This window comes from Marinomonas balearica (assembly GCF_004362145.1).
Lineage (GTDB): Bacteria > Pseudomonadota > Gammaproteobacteria > Pseudomonadales > Marinomonadaceae > Marinomonas > Marinomonas balearica.
In genome coordinates this window covers 31,723-48,126 of the sequence record NZ_SNXC01000013.1, presented here as the reverse complement: position 1 = coordinate 48,126, position 16,404 = coordinate 31,723, and the positions used below count along the sequence as shown (strand labels likewise).

The following is a 16,404-nucleotide window of genomic DNA, read 5'->3' as shown; positions in this document are numbered from 1 at the left end:
CAACGAATAAGTTAAAGGGTAGTCATTAGAGGCGGGATTTTTCTTTCTCTAATGACCTAACTTCTGCGTTTTCTAACATGCCTAACGCCCTTGATGCTTATCCTAGCCGAGTGAAGTGATCTCTTTTCGTCACTTTGCACAGGAAATGGGCGAGGGAATATCAGTGTTATTTGGCCGTAATAATTCAGGAGGATATTATGCAACTCACCCCTAACGACAAGGCTGAAAATCTCAGCTCTAATAATGATTCAGACTCTCAGCCTTCTAGCTCTCTGTCATCAAACGCTCAATTGCCGGAAACTGCCCTTTCCAAGCAAATAGACGGCGTATTGAAAGCCATCGGCAATGCCGCTTCTTGGATTTGGATCCTACTTATGGGAATCATCATCCTCAATGTGTTTATGCGTTATGCCTTGGGTGAAGGCCGTATTGAATTTGAGGAACTTCAATGGCATTTCTACGCAGTTGGATGGCTTATTGGCCTGTCCTATTGTTTTGCTTATGATCAACACGTTCGAGTGGATTTGATACACGGTCATTTAAGTTTGCGAACCAAATCGTGGATTGAGCTGTTCGGAATATTACTTCTTCTCTTGCCGTTTACCTGTACGGTGATTTGGTATTCGGTTCCCTTTATTAGTTATTCATGGGAAATGCATGAAATTTCCTCCGCGCCCGGCGGTTTGCCTTACCGATGGGTGATCAAATCGAGTCTCTTAGTGGGCTTCGTTTTATTAGCACTGGCGACCATATCCCGTCTCTCTCGTGTGCTTGCTTTGCTTTTTCATCGTAAGCGATCTGACATTCAACCTACTTCAACCCATCCCTAGGAGAGATCATGGAAATCAACGAAGTTCTCGCTATCTCAATGTTTGCGACTTTTATTGTTTGTCTATTCAGCGGCTTTCCGGTTGCTTGGGTATTGGGCGGCATTGCGATCGTGTTCGCTGTTATCTCTATGGCAGCCGATTATTGGTTAGACGCTTTTATCGGTGTGGATTGGAATTATGTATCAATTACGGTTCAACGCATTTGGGCCGTGATGACAAACTGGGTGTTGGTTGCGTTACCCATGTTCGTCTTCATGGGATTGATGTTGGATCGATCCGGTGTTGCTGAAGATCTTATGGGCAATTTGGCGAGATTGTTTGGTAGAGTGCGCGGCGGCCTTGCCGTTACCGTAACCTTTGTTGGTCTTCTTTTAGCAGCATCAACCGGAATTATCGGTGCATCTGTCGTTTTGTTGGCGGTGCTCGGCATTCCAATGATGTTACGTGAAGGCTACAGTAAAGAACTCGCCTGTGGCACCGTTTGTTCAACGGGGACTCTAGGGATTTTAATTCCACCCAGCATTATGTTGGTAATGATGGGAGATCGTGTAGGCATTCCCGTCGGCGACTTGTTCCTCGGTGCCTTATTACCGGGGCTTTTACTGGCGGCAATGTATGTTGCTTATATCATGATCTATGCGTGGCTGAAGCCACATGCAGCGCCTGCGCCAAAAGACAGTGAAAGAGTAACATACGCTATTCTTTGGAACGTTTTTAAAGCCGTATTGCCTACTGCTGGTCTTATTCTTGCTGTGCTTGGTTCCATTTTCTTCGGTATTGCTACCCCTACAGAAGCATCTGGTGTCGGTGCATTTGGTGCAACGCTTTTAGCATTGAGCAAGAAACGGCTAAATGTAAAAGTGCTTCGTGAAGTCGGACGTGAAACTACTAAGACGACGGCCTTTATATTTGCCCTACTTCTCGGTGCAACCGCGTTTTCGTTGGTATTTCGGGGCTTAGGTGGGGATGAAATAATCGAAGGCGCTTTAACCAGCTTGCCGTTTGGCCCAACAGGTATCGTGATCACCATATTGTTTGTGACCTTTATTCTTGGATTTTTCTTAGATTGGATCGAGCTTACCTTAATAATCTTGCCATTAGTTGCTCCAGTCGTGTCAGGGTTAGGGTTTGATCTCGTGTGGTTTACGATATTGTTTGCCGTGTGTCTGCAAACCTCTTTCTTAACACCTCCGGTCGGCTTTGCGCTCTTTTATCTAAAAGGAGTTGCTCCTATCGGAATTCGCCTTGGCCATATTTACCGCGGTGTAATTCCGTTTATTTTAATTCAGCTACTTGGGCTCGCTATCGTTTTTTATTGGGAAGGCATTGTGACTTGGTTGCCTAAAATTGCTTATTAGGTATTAACCAAAAAGGCGACTCTAAGACAAAACTCAGGAGTCGCCCTTGTTGTATGTTCATTCGGCATTTATTCTTTTAATTTATAAAATGCAGTTATATAAGGTTTATTTATGAGCACGCAACGTCGGGAAAAAGGTTCAAATATTGCTCGTGTACTTGAGATCATTGAAGCCATTTCTAAGGCTGAACACCCTCTTAGCGCGGCGGATTTGTCCGTATTATTAAATATTCCTAAACCAAGCGTACACAGGCTGTTGCAACAGCTCGAATCCGAAGGTTTTCTACAAACCAATATGCGAGGTTTATTAGTACCTGCTGATCGCCTACATGACATTGCATTGGGGATTATCTATTCCAGTCGTTTTAAGGCTCAACGGCAAGCTATTTTACAACATTTGGCTGAGAAAATTGGCGAAACGTGCGGCCTTGCGATTCCAAGCGGCACCGATATGATTTACTACGACCGCGCACAAACCAACTGGCCGTTACAAATCCACTTACCCGTTGGTATTCACACGCCAATTTGCTGCACTGCCAGCGGTAAGCTTTATTTGAGCTCGCTCAGTAAAGAGCGTCGGCAGCGGATTCTTGGTTCGATTCCCATGAAACAGTACACTCGAAATACCAAAACGGATCCCGCTCGTCTAGAAAACGAATTGCTCTATATTCAAAAAACCGACATAGGAACCGATGACGAAGAGTTTATCGATGGCATGGTGGCGATCTCCGTTCCCGTAAAGGACAGTCAAGGACGTTTGATTGCATGTCTGTTCTGTCACGCTCCCGTTATACGCAAAAACCTCGACGAGCTGATGCATTTTATCCCTGAATTGCGTGCGGCTGCGGTTGAAGTAGGAAACCTTGCCGAAGAAGAAGACTAAAGCAAAAAACCTGCTGATGAATGCGTCACTTTCTCATGGCAAATTGTAGAGATTACTTTTGGAGTACTCTTTTGGGATTTGCATACATAATCCATCAAAGATTCCCCATCACTTCAGTAAAATGCTTCGTGAAGACAGATCAAGACATACCGGTTGCTTTACCCAGTGTTTCAATACTCCACTTATTGCCGGGGTCCCGGTGAACACAAGTCAGTGCTTTGGCTATCCTTGGATCAGAAAAGCCCTATAACCAGCCTTCTCTATCACTTTCGTAAGTTACGGCAAAGGTTCTAATAGCTTGAATTAGAGATAATTGTGCGGTTTGAGCGACGAGAGAATCAAAGCCCGATTGCTTTGGGTGCGCCTCTTTGAACAGAAAACTCACTATGAGATTTTGCAAAGTCGTGCCTGCAGTTAGAAGAGCCATTCGGGTATAAACCGGAATGGCTCTTTAGTTCGGTACAGCCCAGCAGTAAAGGGCTTAGGCGGTTTCGCGTTCGAACTTAAACCCTTTCATAATCTCTTTAAGGCTTTCTACTTCATCAATAAGGTCTTCACCCGATTTTGCGGTATAGATGGAGGTTTCTACATTCTGCTGAACCACTTGATCGATTTCTGTCACTTGACGATACGCGTCATTGACACCTGATGCTTGTTGCTCACTTGATTCTGCAATCCTTGAAACCAGCGATGAGGTTGATTCAATGCTTTTAATAATAGATTGAAGTGACTCGGAGGTCTTTTCAGCGATGCTTGCGCCATTTTCGGAATGTGCCTGAGCGGTGTTAATTAGCCTTGTCGTTTCTTCTGCTGCTTGCGTACTTCTAGAGGCTAACGTGCGCACCTCATCAGCGACGACAGCGAAACCACGACCTTGCTCCCCTGCTCGTGCGGCCTCGATTGCTGCGTTAAGCGCTAATAAATTCGTTTGCTCGGCAATTTCATCGATGTTGCGGATGAACTCAACAATGCTTTCGCTGGACTGTCGAATATCTCGCATTGCAGTTGTCATTTCTGCCATGTGCTTTTGACCTTCAGAAATCGCTGTTTCAGCGTCGATCACCAGTCGGTTTGCGTCTTTAGCGTCTGATGCATTCGAAGCTGTTTGTCGTGATACGTTATCTAAAAGCATGGATATGGATTCAACGCTGTCCTTTTGATGATGAGCACCTTTCGACAGAGATTGACTGGCACCAGACACTTGGTTGATCCCTAAAGCCAAGGTATCTCCCGCTTGCTGAACGTTTCTCAAAATACCCGTTAGTTGAATGTTCATATCCGACAGCGCTTTCCCCAGAACATCGTTCTCGGACGCTAATACTATGCTTGAGGATAAATCTCCGTTCGCAATTTTCTGAGCAAAAGCCGCTTTTTCTTTTAATGCGTCAACCATATCTTTTACGGAAGCATACAGGCTGTCGTCTCCTTCAGTTAAGTCACTCCATTCAAAGTCTAATTCTCCTCGAGAGACTTTTTGAACTATCTCGGTTACTTCGGTCGGGTCGCCTCCCAATCGACGCTGCGTTCGTCTAGTAATAACAAACGCGACCGCTAAACCTAATACGATAGCAGATACGACAAATGAACTAATCAGTATTTTTGCAATAGCGCTTTGCTGTTCAAGCACAGGGCCCATCGAGATTTGATCGTTGCGTAACGAGGCTTTTATTGCCGCGATAGCATCCGCTAAGAGAGGGTCAATACGCTCAAGTGTTTCTTTCACAACGCTATTACGAGCGATAATGACCTGCTCTAATCGACCAACATTTTCTCGGTAAACCTCCAGCTCCTTTCGTAGTTTTACGGTTTCTTCGATACGATTATCGTTATAGAGGTAATCTAAAAAATCAAAAAGAGTAACGTTTACGTCACCAAAGTCTTTTTTTCCTCGTTCGATGTCGTCTTGAACGCTGGTTTCTAAAAACTTAGATAAGTTTAAGCGCCCTGACATGAAGCTTTTCAGCGCTAAGGAAGCCAATCCAGACGCTTCGGAGTTCCCATTGATTTCCGTTTCTTGAATTAAAGAAGAAAGTGTTTCTTCAATATGAGAACCTGTTTTAGAGATTTCCCCATTTAACAATGAGTTACGTTCTTCAATTAATTGAGCGATACGATCAAACCCTGTTTCGTACTCTGATATGTGCGCATTTAAAGAATCAATAATGGCTAAACGTTCAGAATCCGTCATAACAGATTGTGCTTGAGACAGAACGGAGTTAGTTTCGTCGAGATACGTTTGAAAAGCTTCTTTGTCTTCATCATTGGAGCGAATAATGAAGTTTTTCATCTTCATCTGCATCATGAGGATATCGGCTTGTAACTGGCCTGTAATGGACGTCGTAGACGCTAACTGTTTGTAATCGTTAAACCCATCTTCCGCTTTTTCCATCGTAACGAATGATGTAACACCAACAATCACCAACAAAACTAGGACTATGCCAAACCCAAAATACAGAGAATTCTTAAAACTCATCGTTGCTCCTTAACCTAACTCGTGAGGAAGATTGCACTTTTTGCATTAAATTAATGCTATTAGCTCTATGTTACGTTCATGTAACTGACTATAAGTTATGTAATATTAGGTAAGATCGCAAGCCTTTTGGTATATACCAATAACTTAAATTTGGCTAAAGAATATGCGTACTTCCACGAACTGAGAATTATTGCTAACGCAATCCTATATTTATTGCGTATAACACGATAAAGCGAATCACTGTGCGATATGGAGTGATCGATAGGGAGTGAACGTGAAAGTAAAAGTAAGAAGGCTTAAGAGAGATATAAGCTTAAACTTAGCTCAAAATGGTGTCTAAGACTACAGCCCCCTCAAATAAAGGGCGAAGGGGCTGTATATAAGAATTACGCCGTAACAGCGTTGGTAGATGTTGAGACTCGTGGAGACCCAATAGGCAAAACAGCACGTCCGTATTCAGCGTTTAATATCTGAGCCATGGCAAAGTACATTGCACTCGCCCCGCAGAAAATCCCTTCAAATCCAGCAATCACACCGATTGTTTCGTTGCCAGTAAAATCTCGAATAGCAAGCAAAGCAAACAATACTGTTAAAGAGCCAAATACCACTTGTTTTGCAAAAGGATAGCGAAGCGAGCCGATGAACATAAACCCGGTAAAAATACCCCAAAGCAAAAGGTACCACCCCATGAACGATGCCGGGCTAGGAGCAAATCCCATTTTAGGCAATGCAATGAGGCCGACTAGTGTTAACCAGAAGAGTCCATATGAAGTAAATGCCGTCGTGCCAAAGGAATCACCACGCTTAAAACACATGATTCCCGCGATTACTTGGCTGATCCCGCCATAGAAAATACCCATGGCGAGTATCATAGAGTCTAAAGGAAAAAAACCTGCATTATGGATATTAAGCAAGACTGTAGTCATACCAAAACCCATTAATCCTAGTGGGGCTGGGTTGGCTAATTGCGTCGACATTTTAAGCACTACCTATTTAATAGAAGAATGATTGAAAAACGTGCGCAGTATAGAGACCCACACACCCTCAAACCAGCACTATTTAATTACAAAACGCCAACAGTAAAAGTCCTTTTTAGTCCGAGCAAGAATAAGCTCAAGGGCAAGCTCTAGAATTGGTGTTATCTTGTTATCAGCCTTGGGGGAAACATCCACTTTCAGGAATGGATTATTTGTCGGTAAAAGCCCGGCATTCAGAACTCCGCTCTCAACATAGAAACCAACATAGAAACAGACACCCACTTTATAAAATCAAGAAACACTTTCCAACCCTACAATCAAATCTATCGATTTAAACCCAGAAGCAAAACTGCCTTCCTTGGAAGTTCACGGTGAGCCGGAGACTATTCCCAATTTTCACGCAAGGAATGACCTCATACCGCTCACATTGCATGATCTTAGATCCTTTTAGGAGATGATGAAGCTTAAATTACGCGAGTAGCCTTGCGCACCGGCGGTTTGGTCTGGCTTTAGGATTAGAATATGAATATTCCTTTAAGCTCGCTTCCGCTCCTACGCTACTGCTTGAGTTTGATTCGAACTGAGTTGCAATCATCATCCAGTTTTCGTCAGAAATGCCTACTCTTTGTAAAATGGGCGAGAGTGATAAATCAATTGAACCTCTTTTATCCTCCCGAACAACGCGTCCGGCGACATATACCAAAGACATCCCTAGTTTAATCGCCTCATTTTGTACAGCTTATCGCTGAGACAGCTCTATAGCTGTCGTCAGCGTTAGGAGGGTTACACCTTTTTAAAGTGCGCATTACCAGGACGAGAGCCAAACCACCATGTTACCGCTGTCGTGGTTAAAAACATGACTTTATCTAACATATCGCGATACATAGACACCATGTCTTCTTTTTGGAGAAACATCGCTATGTCGCCGAGATAAGCACTGATGTGCAAGGCAATGTAGGTAGCAATAGTCAATAAATACAATGTGATCACGGGCCGCATCAGTCCACGAATTAACTCAGCGAACCGATTAGTTAATGGCTGATTCAGTCGCTGACTGGTTTCAAATGCACTTAATTCTTTTAGTTCAACCTCAGTGTCGTTTTTTTCTCTCTGAATTTCCAAGCCTTGTTCAGCCAACTTTAGCTGTATTTCGGATTCATGTCGCTGCAGCGTACTTTTTAGATGATACATTTCCTTTTCATGAGATAACGAAATTTCCATATTGCGTCGCTCTTCTTTTTTTGTTAACCAACTGCCGACTAAACCAACAATGGCGCCAATTCCAGAAGAAGAAAATACCCCAATGATCATATCTAACATAACGATTCCTAACGGTTGATGATTTTACTTAAAGACGCTGCTCTTCGCGATTTGTGACGCTTTAGTATGGCCAATCTACCGAGATCACGAAGCCATCATCCAGCCAAGGCAACGTAATCATCCCAACGCCCCAAGGCATTTTTTGCATCAACACATCCAGAGTGTGTTTTTCGACCGTAATTAGCGCTCCTGTTTCAGAAGTACTTACAATGCACTCGCGCCTTAAAAAGAGGCTTTGAAAAGACGCGATCGGCATGTTTTTTAGAACGTCCCATTGTGAAATAGCGGCTGTCAGTAGCCCCGTCAATTGCGCCTCATCATCCTCTGTTAACGTAAGGGGGGCTTCTACTACAGTATCCATTTCGTATCCGACAAGTAGGTTGGCGACACCAGAGTAACCTTCACATTCTTCTTGTTCACCTAGCAACCCTCGAAGAAGCGCATAGGCTTTATCTTGAGCCTCTGCGGAGGTAAATTGGAGTGTGTTTTTACTCGTCTCCTCCGCACTAGGCATAAGTAAATCCATTCGTTTAAAGAGCGTGGACAAAAACGGCCAAAGAATCAGTAATCCGGCATCATAACTTACCTGATCTTCCTCAATGATAGATGCCGATAACGTCTCGATCTTTTTATCTATGTGGCTGATGACTTCATTTATTTGCTTAGTATTTACTTTTAATAGCGCATCATTGTTGCTGGCGTTTTTGTCGTACTGAATAGACGTTGGTTTTTTTTCATTGGCCGACTCAGCATCTTGCATTCCACAGCTCGATTCCCCTCTCCTCTGCCCTGTCGGTTTCGGAAGTGGTAAAACAAATTGGGCCGGGTCAAATGCAAATCCTGTATCTAATGTTTCAATCTGTGTTGCTGTATTTGAATCTAGTGAATCTGCTGCAGTATTGGACACACTTCGTGAGGGTTCAGACAAAGTAGCAGAGTTATATGTGAGTTCAGGTAATACGTTGTTAATGGGGCCATAGTGTGAAATCCAATCTGACAACAAAGCAACCAGTGCATCAGACTTGTCGCTGCGCTGTATTTTTTCCCGCATAACTTGCTCCAACTGACACCAATTCATCACAAGCGCTTGTAAATAAACGCCCTTTGTCGACTCAGGTTGCAAGCAAAGTAGTCGATTAAATTGTACGTCCAAGCCAGCATACGTCGCGATCTCCAATAGCGCCGCCGAGGCAGCTTGTATGTCCATGCTTGACTCTCGCGTTGTGCCTAATCTAGCCTCTCTTTGAAACTCAACGCCGGAAATCTCTCCAATTGGATGGTACAGTTCATCACCTCTTTCTAACTGTTGGGCGATTAGATCAAAAAAGTACGCATCTTCGTCTATTTTTTGCATTAAATCGAGGAGATCAGTAGAGGTGTGAGTTGATACGCTCGTAACAGCGGTGTTGGAAAGGTTTACAGTGTCGGTAATACACTTGATCTCGCCCTGGTCGACTTTTTTAAGATCCACTTCTTCAGTAAAGGCTTTATCTGTACTGGCTGTCTCTAAGTCACCGAATTCTAAGCCACCTAATTGTAAATCAGTGCTCTTTTTTGCTTTCACAATTGTTTTACGCTGGCGTCGAGCGCTTTCAATAGATCGACGGACGGAAATCAAACTTTCGGTTAGATTGGTCGTTTCGCAGCTGTCTAACAGTCTTCTGAGTGAATCACAAAAAGCCAGGCGTTCTTCAATTTTTAAGGCGGGCAACAAAAACAGAATGTGACGGCCTAAATCAACACTTCCAAGCAATGGCGCGACGCCACTCTCTATATGCTTACATGCTTTTTCGAATTCATCGAATATTGCCAAAACATGGGCGGATTCATCTTCTTGAACCGAATTCCACTGCACCTCCAATTCTCCATAACGGCTTTTCAGTACGTCGATTACGGATGGAAGCAACAATGCGTCAGGGGCTTCCTTGAATTTATCAAGCATGTTTGTAGGTAAACGACGACCTTCTTTTTGACGTTCTAATACTTCCGGGAGGGAGTCAGTGTTACGCCCTTCCGCTTGCTCTAATATCGACTGACAGGCAGATTGAAATGTCTGATGTGCTTCGTCTAGCGTGTCGTCTCTCATCTGTTTGTCTTGTTGTTTTAGATCGACAAGCCCTTGATCGCCATCAAAACGACTCGATGTGAAAGCAAGCTTTAGTGCAGACAGTATGACAAATGAACGATAGCAATACTCTGATCGTGTCAAAGGCCATATGCTGCTTTGCCAATGCAACCTAAGCAGTGAAACTTGATATTTAAACGAATCCAGTTCACTGCTTAGTCGATCCTCGTTTGTTAAAAGTTGCTTTTCTATCGCGCAGAGAACTTTTAACCAGTTAGACGAATTACCCTGTTGTAACAAGGCATTCATGTTGACTCTGAGTGTTTTCCAAAAGGTGACTTGAGCAAGCACACTTTGCTTATGATCAAGGGAGAATTCGAGCTGAGGCTCGTTAGATAACCGCTGTCGCTCCTGTTTAATATCCGTGCCATCATGTTGAAGATCAATGGCATTTGTCTTTGAATATGTATCGTTTACGATTTTTTCGAGCACTAGATCCTCTTTCTGACGCGGCGTCTGGACTTGAGCCAAGGCCAACCAGGTTTGAGCAGCCCTTACAATCGTGTCAGACGGGCTTTTAAGAAACAAATAAGTAAGCTTCAAATTCTGCTCAGCCGTTATCGCGTTGCAACTTTTGGCGGTCATTAACGCAGCAAGACGTTTGCCTTTTTTAGTCACGTTTTCTCTATATAACAAAATCGTGTAGTGAACCGCGTATTTAATCCGGTCCACACTGCGCAACGCCTGTCGAATTAATTCATGGTCTCTCCCGTCAACAGGCTCACTTGTTACCAGCCGCCATAATGTCATAACAACTTTATCTTTATTTGACGCTTTGGTAAGTAATGCAATGAAACGCTGCCTCGCTAATGCATTATCAAGTATAGAAAACAGTCGACGCTTAAAAGCAGTATCATCGACAAAATCATGGGCTAATGCACCACTCGGCGTTCTAGCATGGTTGCCAATACTCGCGTGGGTAGTAACTGAATTTTCAGATTTTTTTTGCCAAGGATTGTTTTCTTGTAGGCGTTCAGACGGCCTACGCTGCATTAAATTATTAAGCAGAACTGTCATCATAGAATTCGCTAACTGTCCCGAATAAAGCGTTCCGTTCCAAAAACCTGAAGCAAGATACTCGAGGATCTGCTCTGGTAGTGTTGTGCCTGTTGATACCCTCTTTACATTACGTCTAATCATATCGTCACTCCTTTGTCGATTCTGAGAAAGCGGGCGCATCATTTCTCCAGTGGTTTGGAGACTTAATGCTGTTAACACACTAGAGGGCAGCTGTCCTTCATACATAGATTTAAACAGCGATACTGCGACACTCTGCGCAAAAAGCCGTGGTTCTTGTATCACTTCATCCACGTCCATATCAGGCATCGAGATTGCTCTCACCTGTACCGGACTTAATGGACGATCACTCATTGCCCCCACTTCGTTTTCTAACTGTTGAAACGCTTCTCGAACCAGTGTAGGAAGAAGTTCTAAAATGCTTTTAACCTCATTAACATGTTGCTGGTTACGCAGTGGCGCGACATTCAAATTTAAAGTGAGCGTATCAATTGACCTTGTCATCCTTTATTCCAGATCCCGTTTATATGTTCATTTCATACGAGACGTACCAATCGTTTTTTTGTGACAAAAAAAACGAAAAAGCCCAACCAGTTTGAAACTGATTGGGCTTTTATTGATCTAATAGATCAAGCTACATCAAAATAGCTGCGGGTATGCCATGCATTACTCGTTATTGTTGTGCCACACCGCGCTTCCATCGTCGATCCGACGGCCAACATAATCGCCTTTCCAATAGTATGACTCTCGTTGCGAGCCTGTAAGGTGATTAGACGCATAAATATGCGGCCCCTCTGCAGCAACGTTATTCAACCATTGCCCCTCGCACATCAAGTCTTCACAGAAGTAAGCACCACCGCCTTGACCTTGGTAGTCGTCCACAGAGCAATCAACAGCGGTCATACGAAGCAAAGGTGAGCGGTAAGCAGCTCCCCCTTTTAAGCTTGCACTACAGCCTTCCGCCAACACTTGAGAACCTCTAACGTAGGCCACGGCACCGCCGTGTTCCGCCTTACAATAGAATGCATGAATAGTAGAGCGTTCGACACCGTAAACCGCACCGCCCTCACTGCGATCAAAATCGCTTCCGCCACTTTGGGCTAACGCCTGGCAATGGTGAATATTGGTTGCTTCAATGTGGCTTGCCGTATAATTACTGCCCGACATAACCGCATAAATAGCGCCGCCTTTACCCCAAGTACGGTGGTTTTCTAAGCGACAATAGAATTTACAAAATTGTGCGTATTCTAGGTAGATGGCACCGCCATTACGCCCCATTTCCATGTTTCCACCATCGAAGGTGAAGCGCTCGAAGTGAACGTTCTCAACGGGTGTGTTAGCGTTGCCTTTCAACTCAAAACGACAGTTCGCATTGAGTTTGGCAATGATTGTCGAGTCTTCATTAAACCCGACAATGGACACACCACTTCTAACGCGCACTGAGTTTTTCAGAACATAAGGCTCAGTATTAAAGTTTTGGTTACCTAACGGCAAAAGCAAAACGGTCGTATTGGTATCAATAATGGTATTTTCACCACGGTTAAAAACATCATCAAAGTCCGCTTGCGAGCTTATCGTATACGTTTTTCCGCCTTGGCCAAACGGCACAACGACATTATCAATATACGCTTTAACAGCAGCCTGAGTCGGCACGAGGACATTGGCGGAATAATCACCTCCCATGCGCTCATCATCAGAGAACCCGGTAATTTTTGGTCCATTAGCAAGTTGAATACTGCTGTTTATAACCAGATCATTCCCCGAGATAGCTCCATTCGCCATCAATTCCGTTGCTCTCACGTCACTGCCAGCCATTAGGCTACCGCTGATCAACGCATCACCTGAAACATCGAGCTTCGCATCGGCGGAAGACTTACCTAGCGCCATGCTGCCGTTTCGATCAAGCGTCAGCAAAGGTTGACTAACGCCATTTCGACCCGACTTCTCAAAAATCATCGCGTCTAAGTCAGCGGGAACCTGAATGTGCTGCTTAGCCTTAGCAACGGTTACGCCAGAACTAATAGAACCTGCAATGAAAAGCGAACTATCCGTTTGGAGCGTTCCGCTAACCGCGACACCACCCTGAATATCGGCATCACCTTGCACACTCAGTGTACTTTCTAGTGTCGATGGTCCGGTAACATTAAGGGCTGCTGCGAGCGCAGTGTCGCCCGTTACACCAAGGCTGTTTTGCAATTTCGTCGCACCAAGAACAGTCAACTCTTCTTCGATGTCTGTTTTGTCTTCAATGTGTAAATCGCCACGAATCAGAACGTCAGAACCAAAGGTCGCTTTCTGGCTAACATCCAATTTACCGTGACCGTCGATGTTATTGTAGGCGACTAAGTTTCCTTCAACATACAATTCATTGTTGAGTTGGGTTTTGCCACTTATTTTTACTTCGCCATCAACATCCAATGTCGTTCTTGGTGTTGAGTTGCCAAGCCCAAGTTTACCATCGGTAAAAATTAAGCTTGGACTGGTCGCAGAATCAATGCGCAATGCTTCCTTGTAATTTGTGTCTGCAATATAGAGCTGTGCATTAGGCGTTAGTTCGGCATTAATGTCACTGGCACGACCAATAATCGTTTGATCTTTTAGTTTGGCTTTTTCTTTAACAACGAGGTCGGAATCAAACACAGCGTCCTGCGCGACATTCAAATAATTGTCGAGTGTTGTCGTTCCGAATACATATAAGTCGCCATTAAGCTCAGTGTCGCCTTTCACATCCAACGGCGCATTAGGTGAGACTGTACCAATACCTAATTTTCCCTGTCGCGCAACTAAGCTAGTGGTGTCTTCCCCAACAACATAATCCACTTGAAATGCCACTGTATCTTGCTTGTCCTCACTGATATGAATACGAGCCATAGGATCCGCAACGGAAAACGCAGCACTTTGAGAGAAATGAGCATGATCAACAAACTCACTCATCGTATGTGCGGTAAGCCTACCCTGCACATCCAGTGTTTTCGTAACCTTTGCGTCCCCATGCACATCGAGTGCCGCAGTGGGTGTATCTGAATTAATCGCAATCTGACCAGATTTAACGACAAGCGATGGTAAGCCTTTTTCCGACTGATCCACCCTAAAGGCCGTATGACCTTGTTCACTTTGACGGATATGGACATCTGTGGTCTGACTTTCTACCGGCGTATTAATGCTAACTTTACCGTTAACCGAACTGTCAGTCAGGTTCGACGTACCTGTGACGGTAAGAGATTCGCGCACTTTGACATGCTGTGCAGTGGTGATGCCATCTAGTTTTGTATCACCATCTACATGGAGCGCACCTTGCGGCTCTGTAACGTTAACCCCTATTTTGTCGTGGTGAAGGACTATCTGGCCTTCTTCGTCCACCTTTGAAACCGTAATCGCTGCGTCCGTCGATTGCTGCGAGACTAAAACCTTTGTATCCGTCGCCGTGAATACTTGATTAACACTCAGCGCACCGCTGATACTCGCGTCCCCTTTTACATCTAATCTGCATTCTGGTGACTCTACCCCTAGACCGAGTTTGCCGTCTTTTACCAACAGTGCTGGCATCGCGGCAGTTTGCCCATCTACTCGCAAACTAGCTTTCTCTGCATCATGAGCAAGGTGAACTTGAGCCTTAGGCTCATCGCCAGGCTCTATATTGATGCGGATATTTCCGTCTAGCTCAGCATCGTCAGCAACGCAAAGCGTACCACTGATTGACACACTCTCGTTAAATTGAGCACGATCATCAAATATACTTTCTGATGCGACATGTAAAGGCGCTTCAGGCTGATCTGTATGAATACCCACCCGCTCTGACGTTGCAATAATCAAAGTATGGCTGTCTTTCTCATTGTCATGTTTAACGTGTAAAGCGCTGCCATTGCCTTGTGTCGTCACATCAAGCGCAGTGGTGTCTGTTACATCTCCGGATTGGTGAACACGCAAGCTTTTCTCAACACTCGCGCCATCGTTTAGGCTTGTATTTGCATCAACGTCTAGCGTACCTTTGGCTGTCACCATGCCGTTTAGAGTCGTATCGCCATGCACTTTAAAGTCAATATTGGTTCTTTCGTACTCACCTATTGTGACTTTGTCATTCGTAACGAACAGCTGACGTTCTTGGAGTTTCGTTTCTAGTTTTAATGAAGGTTGCGCATCACTTTCACGAATATGCAGGCTGGCACTTGGGTTATGGTTGTCTTCTACCCCCAAGCCGATGCCAACCGAGGCACCATGTTTGGTGTCGCCTTTAACGACCAGAACTCGATCTAGCGTTGCAACACCCGATGTATTGAGTGTGTTCAGTTGAGTGTGATCCGTCGAGTTTAAAAGCCCGGATACTTCCGCTCCCGCCAACATGGTGGCCTTGTTTGACAGAGTCGATTCACCTGTTACATGCAGAGCTTGATTGACGTTCGTATTTTCAAGCGTAGACACCCCATTTACGTTCAAATCAACGTCAGTATTCACACCATTGCGACTGACGTCCAGAAGCTTACTATCGCCATCTCGAATAATCGTCGCAGTCTCTCCACTCAACGTGTGAATATCCAAACGCGCCATTGGACTTGCCGTTCCCACACCGACACGATTCTCAACCGATAGACTGTTTTCTGGAGACACCAGTGCCGACTGCCCGATGCTAACCGAACCGTCCACGTCCAAGGTGTTAAATGGCGACCCTGTTCCTATCCCCATATTGCCATCCGATGTAATCGCTATGGGGGTGTTATCGTTAGCTCGGTTATCCACTCGAAGCAAAGTGTCACTGTCGCCTTTATGATGGCGTATATGCAGCTTAGCCGTAGACTGCTCGCCAGATAGACCCAACGAGAGTTGACCCTTATCATCAAGGGCAAACTGAGTCACATCGTCCTTTTTAACCCGAATAGCGTCATCACCTTCTGCACACTCAATCAATAACTGAGCGTCACTTTCACCAATCACAACCCCCGCATTAATATGCATAGTATCGGCCTTTATCCCACCTTCAACCGTCAAAGCTGCGTCTTCGCTCGTCGCGTCTTTGGTGATGTTGGCAGCTCCCGTTAGGGTAGCTTTACCTTCAATGTGAGTAGACTTACTAAGAGTCAGCAGATCAGCACCTACATCAAGTGTATCGCCCACTTTAAGGGCTTCTGCGGTTAAATAAGAATCCCCAACACTGATATTGCCATCAACACTTACATTTGCTGCTGAGACAAGATCGGTAAAATTCGTCTTAGTCGCAACTTCAATACCCTCATCAACAGGATAACGAATAGGACCATCCATCTTATTAAATGAGGCATCAATCAGATTGGCAAAATCATTACCGGTAGGAGATTGATTATCAGCAAAACTGACTTTCAACTTGGCTGAAGTTTGGTTTTCTGTGGCGACACTGGTCGCAATTTCAGATTGCGCTTCATTATTGTTTTTTGGATTTTGATCATTCATG

General features: G+C 44.6%; 10 protein-coding genes. 3 read left to right on the top strand and 7 right to left on the bottom strand.

What is annotated here, in order from left to right; genetic code table 11:
- Positions 1 to 197 precede the first annotated feature (197 nt).
- From DFP79_RS12165 to DFP79_RS12155, 3 genes are all read left to right on the top strand, one after another.
- Positions 198 to 830 carry a TRAP transporter small permease subunit gene (locus DFP79_RS12165; protein ID WP_133504216.1) on the top strand — a complete coding sequence of 211 codons (633 nt, stop codon included), beginning with the start codon at positions 198 to 200 and terminating at the stop codon, positions 828 to 830.
- A gap of 8 nt (positions 831 to 838) precedes the next feature.
- The gene (locus tag DFP79_RS12160) at positions 839 to 2,188 is read left to right on the top strand and encodes a TRAP transporter large permease (RefSeq protein WP_133504215.1); all 1,350 of its coding nucleotides are present in this window, start codon (positions 839 to 841) and stop codon (positions 2,186 to 2,188) included.
- Positions 2,189 to 2,299: 111 nt separating this feature from the next.
- Positions 2,300 to 3,070: an IclR family transcriptional regulator gene (locus DFP79_RS12155; protein ID WP_133504214.1), complete on the top strand. Its 771-nt coding sequence runs from the start codon at positions 2,300 to 2,302 to the stop codon at positions 3,068 to 3,070.
- Positions 3,071 to 3,314: 244 nt separating this feature from the next.
- Here DFP79_RS12155 and DFP79_RS18080 read toward each other — a convergent pair whose 3' ends face one another.
- The 7 genes from DFP79_RS18080 to DFP79_RS12120 form a co-directional block, all read right to left on the bottom strand.
- Complete coding sequence (locus tag DFP79_RS18080; protein ID WP_243730266.1) at positions 3,315 to 3,497, bottom strand: hypothetical protein; 183 nt, start codon at positions 3,495 to 3,497, stop codon at positions 3,315 to 3,317.
- Between the two features lie 54 nt (positions 3,498 to 3,551).
- Positions 3,552 to 5,543, bottom strand: a complete 1,992-nt coding sequence (locus DFP79_RS12145) for a methyl-accepting chemotaxis protein (RefSeq protein ID WP_133504213.1) — start codon at positions 5,541 to 5,543, stop codon at positions 3,552 to 3,554.
- Positions 5,544 to 5,929: 386 nt separating this feature from the next.
- A complete protein-coding gene (locus DFP79_RS12140) occupies positions 5,930 to 6,520 on the bottom strand; it encodes an acetate uptake transporter (RefSeq protein WP_133504212.1) in 591 nt (196 codons plus the stop codon).
- A 469-nt stretch (positions 6,521 to 6,989) separates the two neighbouring features.
- Complete coding sequence (locus DFP79_RS12135; RefSeq protein WP_243730265.1) at positions 6,990 to 7,229, bottom strand: hypothetical protein; 240 nt, start codon at positions 7,227 to 7,229, stop codon at positions 6,990 to 6,992.
- Positions 7,230 to 7,303: 74 nt separating this feature from the next.
- A complete protein-coding gene (locus tag DFP79_RS18075; RefSeq protein ID WP_243730264.1) occupies positions 7,304 to 7,840 on the bottom strand; it encodes a hypothetical protein in 537 nt (178 codons plus the stop codon).
- Positions 7,841 to 7,901: 61 nt separating this feature from the next.
- Positions 7,902 to 11,486, bottom strand: a complete 3,585-nt coding sequence (locus DFP79_RS12125; protein ID WP_133504211.1) for a contractile injection system tape measure protein — start codon at positions 11,484 to 11,486, stop codon at positions 7,902 to 7,904.
- Positions 11,487 to 11,648: 162 nt separating this feature from the next.
- Entirely contained in the window at positions 11,649 to 16,403 is a 4,755-nt protein-coding gene (locus DFP79_RS12120; RefSeq protein ID WP_133504210.1) for a hypothetical protein, read from the bottom strand.
- Position 16,404: the final 1 nt, after the last annotated feature.